The 8018-nt window shown below is 68.7% G+C and carries 9 protein-coding genes; 8 read left to right on the top strand and 1 reads right to left on the bottom strand.

Translation table 11 applies throughout. The annotated features are described in order from the left end of the window. The 3 genes from IP69_RS22180 to IP69_RS17910 all read left to right on the top strand — a co-directional run. On the top strand, positions 1-474 hold a 474-nt coding region (locus tag IP69_RS22180; RefSeq protein ID WP_197279938.1), incomplete at its 5' end, for a radical SAM protein. 179 nt (positions 475-653) lie between these two features. After that, the gene (locus IP69_RS17915; RefSeq protein ID WP_054144202.1) at positions 654-1265 is read left to right on the top strand and encodes a ribonuclease HII; all 612 of its coding nucleotides are present in this window, start codon (positions 654-656) and stop codon (positions 1263-1265) included. Between the two features lie 308 nt (positions 1266-1573). Further along, on the top strand, positions 1574-2773 hold the full coding sequence (locus IP69_RS17910; RefSeq protein WP_054144201.1) for a site-specific DNA-methyltransferase: 1200 nt from the start codon (positions 1574-1576) through the stop codon (positions 2771-2773). A gap of 6 nt (positions 2774-2779) precedes the next feature. Here the strand turns inward: IP69_RS17910 and mutY are convergent, their stop codons facing one another. Further along, entirely contained in the window at positions 2780-3859 is a 1080-nt protein-coding gene (mutY, locus tag IP69_RS17905) for an A/G-specific adenine glycosylase (protein WP_054144200.1), read from the bottom strand. 195 nt (positions 3860-4054) lie between these two features. Here mutY and IP69_RS17900 point away from each other — a divergent pair, with 195 nt between their 5' ends. The 5 genes from IP69_RS17900 to IP69_RS17880 form a co-directional block, all read left to right on the top strand. Continuing rightward, a complete protein-coding gene (locus IP69_RS17900; protein ID WP_054144199.1) occupies positions 4055-4450 on the top strand; it encodes a thioredoxin family protein in 396 nt (131 codons plus the stop codon). A 4-nt stretch (positions 4451-4454) separates the two neighbouring features. Then, positions 4455-5177, top strand: a complete 723-nt coding sequence (locus IP69_RS17895) for a cytochrome c biogenesis CcdA family protein (protein ID WP_054144198.1) — start codon at positions 4455-4457, stop codon at positions 5175-5177. 79 nt (positions 5178-5256) lie between these two features. Next, entirely contained in the window at positions 5257-5733 is a 477-nt protein-coding gene (locus IP69_RS17890; RefSeq protein ID WP_054144197.1) for a DciA family protein, read from the top strand. Between the two features lie 191 nt (positions 5734-5924). Further along, complete coding sequence (locus IP69_RS17885) at positions 5925-6491, top strand: DsbA family protein (protein ID WP_248306885.1); 567 nt, start codon at positions 5925-5927, stop codon at positions 6489-6491. Positions 6492-6647: 156 nt separating this feature from the next. Continuing rightward, positions 6648-8018, top strand: a 1371-nt coding sequence (locus IP69_RS17880) for a chromosome segregation SMC family protein (RefSeq protein ID WP_156323530.1), incomplete at its 3' end; no start/stop codon positions are given.

Here is an 8018-nt window from a genome sequence, read left to right as displayed (position 1 = left end):
CGCGGCATGGAGCCGCGCGCCGCCTCTCCCGCCAAGCGGCTGGAGACGATCAAGGCCTTGTCGGATGCCGGCATTCCCGTGACCGTGCTGGTCGCGCCGATCATCCCCGCGATCAACGAGCACGAGATCGAGCGGATTCTGGAAGCGGCGCAGGCTGCTGGCGCGCGCGAGGCCGGCTATGTGCTGCTGCGCCTGCCGCTGGAGGTGAAGGACCTGGTCCAGGACTGGCTCCTGACCCACCACCCCGACAAGCTGCGCCATGTCGTCTCGCTGATCCGCTCGACGCGCGGCGGCAAGGATTACGACGCGGCCTGGGGCCAGCGGCAGGTGGGGTCAGGGCCTTACGCCTGGATGATCGGCCGGCGCTTCGAGATGGCGGCGGAGCGTTTCGGCTTCAACGGGGCACGCTTGCGGCTGCGCAGCGACCTGTTCGTCAAGCCGGAGAAGGACAAGGCGCAGCTGAGCTTGTTTTGAGAGACGGCCGACCACTGCCGTCGTTCTCGGGCGAAGCGAAGAGCAGACCCGAGAATCTCGGGCCGGACTGAGCATGGAGCATCCTTCGGCAAGAGATGGTCGGGTCAAGCCCGACCATGACGTCCGCTCCAACATGCCCTCTGGCATTTCAGAGGCAGGATGTTGCATAAGCCCCGCCCATGACCGCCACCTTCCATCGCGAGACGCAGGCCATCGCCAGCGGGCTCTGGCCGCTCGCAGGCGTCGACGAGGTCGGGCGCGGGCCGCTCGCCGGGCCCGTGGTTGCGGCCGCCGTCATCCTCGATCCGCAGGCGGTGCCGGACGGCCTCGACGATTCGAAGAATCTGAGCGCGGCGCGGCGCGAGGAGCTTTTCACGCTGATCGCACAATCGGCGCTCGCCATCGGCGTCGCCAGCGCCACCGCAGCGGAAATCGACGCCATCAACATCCGCCAGGCGACGCTGTTGGCGATGCGGCGCGCCGTGGCGGCGCTGGCGGTCGCGCCGGCCTGCGTGCTCGTCGATGGCAACGACCCGCCCCAATTTGCCTGTTTGTGCGAATGCGTCATCGGCGGCGATGCGCAGATCGCCTCGATCGCGGCGGCCTCGATCATCGCCAAGGTGACGCGCGACGCAATGATGGCGCGGCTGTGCGCGCGCTTTCCGGCCTATGGCTTTTCCACCCATGCCGGCTACGGCACGCCGCAGCACCGCGCCGCCTTGCAGGCGCGAGGCCCCTGCCCCGAGCACCGCTATTCCTTCGCGCCGGTGAAGGGCGTCTGGCGGCGGTAGCCGGCATCGGAACCACGCCGTCATCCCGGACGCAGCGAAGCGGAGATCCGGGATCCATTCCGGAACGCTTGCCCGCGAGGTTCAGGCATGGATCCCGGGTCTCCCTCCGGTCGCCCGGGATGACCCGCGCGTGTTGCACGGGGGGCGCGGCGTTAACGCCGGATTAGGAATTCCCCATATCCGCCAAGACGATGGGCAAAAACTGCAGCCCCAGAATGGGACGCATTTTTTTCATCCTGGAAACGCGGCTTTTACCCTGACTGGCCAATATCGCGACTGTTGAAGTTGCGTAACGGTCTTGGGGCGTCATGGGTATTTTGCGTACCGGGACCACCAGCGCCGCCGTCCGGATTCAAGTTTCGCGTACCGGACGGCCCGCGCTGCAGTCACCGTCGAAGTTGCCCCCGATCAAGGCTGCGAGCCTGCCGGAAGCGTTGCCGCTGGACCAGATCCTGGTCGGCGACTGCATTGCCGCAATCGAACGGCTGCCGGCGGCCAGCGTCGATCTCGTCTTCGCCGACCCGCCCTACAACCTCCAGCTCGGCGGCGATCTGCGTCGGCCCGATGACAGCCTCGTCGATGCCGTCGACGACGACTGGGACAAGTTCTCGTCCTTTGCCGAATACGACGCCTTCACCCGCGCCTGGCTTGCCGCCTGCCGCCGCGTGCTGAAGCCCGACGGCGCGCTGTGGGTCATCGGCAGCTACCACAACATCTTCCGCGTCGGGTCGATCCTGCAGGATCTCGGCTTCTGGATGCTGAACGACATCGTCTGGCGCAAGGCCAACCCGATGCCGAATTTCCGCGGCCGGCGCTTCACCAACGCGCATGAGACTCTGATCTGGGCGGCGCGCGGCGAATCGTCCAAGTACACCTTCCATTACGAGGCGCTAAAGGGAGGCAATGACGACCTCCAGATGCGTTCCGACTGGTATCTGCCGCTCTGCACCGGCGATGAGCGGCTGAAGGACGGAAGCGGCGCCAAGGTCCACCCGACTCAGAAGCCGGAAGCCCTGCTCGCCCGCGTCATGCTCTCGGCCAGCAACCCCGGCGACGTGATCCTCGATCCGTTCTTCGGCACGGGCACGACGGGGGCTGTGGCCAAGGCGCTCGGCCGGCATTTCATCGGCTGCGAGCGCGATGGCGTCTATGCCGAGGCAGCCCGCAAGCGCATCGACGCGATCACGCCATTGCCGCCGGAGGCCTTCGCCACCGCGCCCTCCAAGCGCAGCGAGCCGCGCGTGCCCTTTCTGTCTTTGGTTGAAGCCGGGCTGGTCAAGGCGGGCGAACGCGTCACCGACGAGAAGCGCCGCCACAGCGCGATCATCCGCGCGGACGGCACCTTGCTGCTCGATCCCGCGGTGGGCTCGATCCACAAGGTCGGCGCGCTGGCGCAGGGGCTGCCGAGCTGCAATGGCTGGACCTTCTGGCATGTCGAGCGGCCGGGCGGCCTGATGCTGCTCGACACGCTGCGCGGCGAAATCCGGGCGCAGATGGCGGCGGCCTAAGCTCTCTCAGGCGCCGGCGACCGTCCTGATCCCGGCCCTCTCGATAACCTTCAGCATCACGCTCGAAAACGGCTCCTCACTCAGTCGCGCAGCCGGGGTGAAGCGCATGCCCTGCGGGGCCTGCATCCCGGCGGGAGCCGTCGCGGTGAACACCGTGAGTTCCAGCGGGAAATGCGTGAAGACATGCCGCACCGGCGGCGAAAGCTGCCGCCAGCGGGTGACGACCGGCGCATCCTGCGCGGCGCCGTCGAGCTCGTACCCGGCACTCCATTCACTGGTCGGCACCTCGGCCATGCCGCCGAGCAGGCCTTTGGGCGGGCGGGTGCGCAGCAGCACGGCTCCGTCCTCGCGCAACAGGACGAAGGCGGCGCCATAGCGGGTAAGGCCTGCCTTCTTCGCCGCCTTCCTCGGAAAGCTCTCCTGCGTGCCGGCGATGCGGGCAAGACAGGGCTCGCGCCAGGGACACAGGCCGCAGGCCGGATTGCGCGGGGTGCAGATGGTGGCGCCGAGATCCATCAGGGCTTGGGCGAAATCGCCCGGCCGGTCCTGCGGCATCAGGGCCAGCACGCGCTCGCGGACCAGCGGACGCGCACCGGGCAGCAAATCCTCGATCGCGAAAAGCCTCGTCATGACGCGCTCGACATTGCCATCGACGGCGGCAGCTGGCCTGTCGAAGGCAATCGCGGCCACCGCACCGGCCGTATAGGCGCCGATGCCGGGCAGGCTGCGCAGGCCCTCCTCGGTTTCGGGAAATCGCCCGCCGTGATCTGCCATGACTGCCTGCGCACAGGCATGAAGATTGCGCGCGCGGGAGTAGTAGCCCAGGCCCGCCCAGGCCTGCATGACCTCCTCGGACGCTGCGGCGGCGAGCGCAGCGACAGTTGGAAAGCGCGCCATAAAGCGTTCGAAATAGGGTTTAACCGCCGTGACGGTGGTCTGCTGCAGCATGATCTCGGAGGCCCAGACCCGGTAGGGGTCGGCGCGCTCGCCTGGCCCGGCGCGCCAGGGCAGGACACGGCGGTGACGGTCATACCAGGCAAGGAGATCGGCGGCGGACGCGTCGGGCCGAGGCACGGGTTGATTCATCACACCGCATCTAGCGGGCCGGCAGCAATCCCGCCACCAGCCCATGCGGCTTGCGGGGATTTGAACCCGATCCTGGCGGCTTGCGCGGATCACATCGGTGTGATCGCCCGCCGGGGCGGGTAACCGAACCACACTGCGAGACGAATAGCGGAAAGCCACCACCCGGCTGATCGCTCGTTCAACAAGGTCGAACCCATGCTCTCACGTCGCAGCCTCGTCGCCATCGTCCTGCTGGCGAACGCCTTCGCCGCTCCCGCCGCTTTCGCAAACGATGTCATCGTTCCGTTCACCACCGCCGCTTTCGCTGCCGCGCAAAAGGCCGGCAAGCCGATCCTCGTCGAGATTCACGCCGATTGGTGCCCGACCTGCAAGGCGCAGGGGCCGATCATCTCCGAATTGCGCAAGCAGCCCCGCTTCAAGGATCTCATGGTGATGCGCGTCGATTTCGACGGCCAGAAGGACGCCGTGAAGCAGTTCGGCGCCCGCACCCAGAGCACGCTGATCACCTTCAAGGGCAGCGCGGAAATGGGCCGCTCGGTCGGCGACACCAACAAGGCCAGCATCGAAGCTCTGCTCGGCAAGGCGGTCTGACGCCATGGAATTCGGCAGCGCCGGTCTGGCCTTCCTCGCAGGTCTGCTCTCGATCCTGTCGCCTTGCGTGCTGCCGCTGCTGCCGATCGTGCTCGGCACGGCGGCGGCCGAGCATCGTCTCGCCCCGGCGGCCCTGGCCGGCGGGGTCGCGCTTTCTTTTGTGGCCATCGGCCTGTTCGTGGCGACGATCGGGTACGGGATCGGGCTCGATGGGGACGTGTTCCGTATCGCGGCGGCGATCCTGATGATCCTGGTCGGCACGGTGCTCGCCGTTCCGACCCTGCAGGTCAGGGTGGCGACTGCCGGCGGGCCGGTCAGCGACTGGGCGGACCGCAATCTTTCGGGCTTCTCGACGCGCGGCGTCTGGGGCCAGTTCGGGGTCGGGCTGCTGCTCGGCGCCGTCTGGGCGCCCTGTGTCGGCCCGACGCTGGGAGCAGCCTCCGTGCTGGCGGCGCGGGGCGAGAATCTGGGCCAGGTCGCCATGACCATGGCGTTCTTCGGCGTCGGCGCGGGGGTGCCGCTGGTCCTGCTCGGCTTGATGTCCCGCCAGGCGATGGCGCGGTGGCGCGGGCGCCTGATGGGGGGCGGCAAGACGGCGAAGATCGTGCTCGGGCTCGTTCTCGTCGCCGTCGGCCTGCTGATCGTCAGCGGCTACGACAAGATCGCCGAGGCCGAACTCGTGCGTCGCTCGCCCGACTGGCTGACGAGCCTGACAACGCGCTTTTGAACGCGCGGGCGAGGTGTCGCCGCCTCGCCCGCTCGAGCAAATCGCTTGCAGCCGCTTCCCCCGCGGCCCATCAAGGGCCATGGCCGTGAAACCCCTCGCCGATCTGATCGACGACCTGCTTGCGCCCGCGCTGGCGGCGCAGGGCTTTGCCGGGCGCGCCATCGTGTCGCTCTGGCCCGAGATCGTTGGCGAGCGCCTGGCGGCGCGCACGCGGCCGCTCAAGATCGACTGGCCGCGCCGACGCCCGGCGCCGGGCGAGACGGCCGATCCGGCAACAATGGTCGTGCGGGTCGAAAGCGCGTTCGCGCTCGAAATGCAGCAATTGGCGCCGATCGTGCTGGAGCGGGTCAACACGCATCTCGGCTGGCGCGCGGTCGGCAAGCTCGTGCTCAAGCAGGGGCCAGTCGAGGCAGCCACGCCGAAACGCCCCCCGCCACCGCCAGACCCGGCCCTGGTCGCGCGGATCGGCGCGCAGGTCTCCAGCGTCTCCGACCCCGCCCTACGCGACTGCCTGGCGCGGCTGGGGGTGCATGTCGCGCAGAACGCCAAGCGCTGAGGCCATCGACACGGCTTCGTGAGCAGACGTCGTGTGGCGCGGTGACGATCTTGCCACAATCGTCGCGGCCTCTATGGTCCGCCCGGCCGATCAGACTATCTTCCAGACCTTCGTACCATTTTTTAGGAACCGTGACGATGACGAACAGGCGACAGCTTCTGACGGGCACAGCCGGCCTCGCGGCCGCCGCGATGCTGGGCGCACCCGCCGCCCATGCCCAGGCCGACCTCGCCACGCCCGGCCCGCTTGGCGATGTCTGGCTCGGCCCGGCGGACGCCAAGGTCACCATCATCGAATACGCCTCGCTGACCTGCGGCCATTGCGCGACCTTCCACAAAGACACCTGGCCGGCGCTGAAGGCGAAATACATCGACACCGGCAAGGTGCGCTTCACGCTGCGCGAATTCCCGCTCGATCCGCTGGCGACGGCGGGCTTCATGCTGGCGCGCTGCAATGGCAACGACAAATATGTCGCGATGACCGATCTGCTGTTTGCCCAGCAGAAGGCCTGGGCCTTCACCGACAAGCCAGTGGACGCGCTGTCCTCCATGGTCAAGCAGGCCGGTTTCACACAGGATTCGTTTGAGGCCTGCTTGAAAAGGCAGGATATCTATGACGCCGTCACAGTCGTGAAGGATCGTGGGGCCAAGGCTGGCGTCGACTCGACACCGACCTTCTTCATCAACGGGCAGAAGCGGTCAGGTGCGCTCTCGATGGCCGAATTCGACAAGATCATCGAGCCGCTCCTGGCGGGCTGAGGGCGGCTGGCGTCTCCGATCCAACCTCGGCGTCATCCCGGACAAGCGGCGCAGCCGCGCCGATCCGGGATCCATGCCTGAACTGTTCCGGAATGGATCCCGGGTCGATCTCCGATCGCCCGGGATGACGGGCGCGCTTGTTGCAGGGGCCCGTCCATGCATCTGACGCGCCTAAAACTCACCGGCTTCAAGACCTTCGTCGAACCGACGGAATTCCTGATCGAGCCGGGGCTGACCGGCGTCGTCGGGCCCAATGGCTGCGGCAAGTCCAATCTCGTCGAGGCCCTGCGCTGGGTGATGGGCGAGAGCTCGTTCAAGAACATGCGCGGCTCGGGAATGGATGATGTCATCTTCGCGGGCTCCAACGACCGCCCCGGCCGCAACATGGCCGAGGTCGCGCTGACCCTCGACAATGCCGACCGCAAGGCGCCCGCCGCCTTCAACGAGACCGATGTGCTCGAAGTGACGCGCCGGATCGAGCGCGAGGAGGGCTCGACCTACCGCGTCAACGGCAAGGAGGTCCGCGCGCGGGACGTGCAACTGCTCTTCGCCGATGCCGCCACCGGGGCGCGCTCGCCCGCGCTGGTGCGCCAGGGGCAGATCGCCGAGATCATCTCCGCCAAGCCTCAATCGCGCCGGCGCATCCTCGAAGACGCGGCGGGCATCGCAGGCCTCCACAGCCGCCGCCACGAGGCGGAGTTGCGGCTGAAGGGCGCCGAGGAGAACCTGACCCGGCTCGAGGACGTGCTCGGCGAGATCGACCAGCAGATCGAGGCGCTGCAGCGCCAGGCGCGACAGGCTGCGCGCTATCGCAGCCTCGCCGCCGATATCCGCCGGGCCGAAGCGACGCTGGCGCTGATCGCCCATCACGAGGCGCGGCTGCAGGAGGCGCAGGCCGGCAGCGCGCTCGATGCGGCGCAGCGCGCCGTGGCCGATCAGACCGGTGTCCAGGCGGAAGCGGCCAGGCGCCAGGCGATCGCCGCCCATGAACTGCCCGCGCTGCGCGACGGCGAAGCCTCAGCGGCGGCCGCGCTGGTGCGACTCAAACGCGGCCTCGACGAGTTGGAAGCGGAGAACCGGCGCGCCCGGCAGCGGGCCGAGGAGCTCGGCCGGCGCCTGGCGGAGCTGCAGGGCGATCTGGCCCGGCAGGAGAGCGTCGCGCGCGATGCCACCGAGAGCCTGACGCGGCTGGCCGATGAGGACGCGGCGCTGGCGCGCGATGGCGAAGGCGCGACGGGACAGGCCGAGACGGCCACCAGCGCGCTGGCGCAGGCGGAATCCGCGCTCGCGGCGGCGGAAGCGGCGCATGGCGCGGCACAGGCCGCCCTGTCCGAACTCGGGGCGCGGCGCCGTGCGCTGGAGCGGGCCCTGCGCGAGACGAAAGAGCGCGGGCTGCGCGCCGCTGCGGAACGCGAACGCCTGCTGCGCGACCAGGCGGCGCTCGATGCCGGCAGCGCGGCAGCGCCGCTGGAGGGGTTGCGCGGCGCCGTTGCGTCGGCGGATGCCGCGATGCGCGAGGTCGAGGCC

The organism is Allobosea sp. AAP35 (genome assembly GCF_001295925.1).
Classification (GTDB): Bacteria; Pseudomonadota; Alphaproteobacteria; order Rhizobiales; family Beijerinckiaceae; genus Allobosea.
The sequence above is the reverse complement of the archived record's forward strand: the minus strand, read 5'-3'. Positions and strand labels throughout refer to the sequence as shown.

Excerpts from the sequence above, each read along its gene's own strand:
- IP69_RS17915 (WP_054144202.1), top strand. The coding sequence starts at position 654 with ATGACCGCCACCTTCCATCGCGAGACGCAGGCCATCGCCAGCGGGCTC.
- mutY (WP_054144200.1), bottom strand. The coding sequence starts at position 3,859 with ATGAATCAACCCGTGCCTCGGCCCGACGCGTCCGCCGCCGATCTCCTT.
- IP69_RS17900 (WP_054144199.1), top strand. The coding sequence starts at position 4,055 with ATGCTCTCACGTCGCAGCCTCGTCGCCATCGTCCTGCTGGCGAACGCC.
- IP69_RS17910 (WP_054144201.1), top strand. The coding sequence starts at position 1,574 with ATGGGTATTTTGCGTACCGGGACCACCAGCGCCGCCGTCCGGATTCAA.
- IP69_RS17895 (WP_054144198.1), top strand. The coding sequence starts at position 4,455 with ATGGAATTCGGCAGCGCCGGTCTGGCCTTCCTCGCAGGTCTGCTCTCG.
- IP69_RS17890 (WP_054144197.1), top strand. The coding sequence starts at position 5,257 with ATGGCCGTGAAACCCCTCGCCGATCTGATCGACGACCTGCTTGCGCCC.
- IP69_RS17885 (WP_248306885.1), top strand. The coding sequence starts at position 5,925 with ATGCTGGGCGCACCCGCCGCCCATGCCCAGGCCGACCTCGCCACGCCC.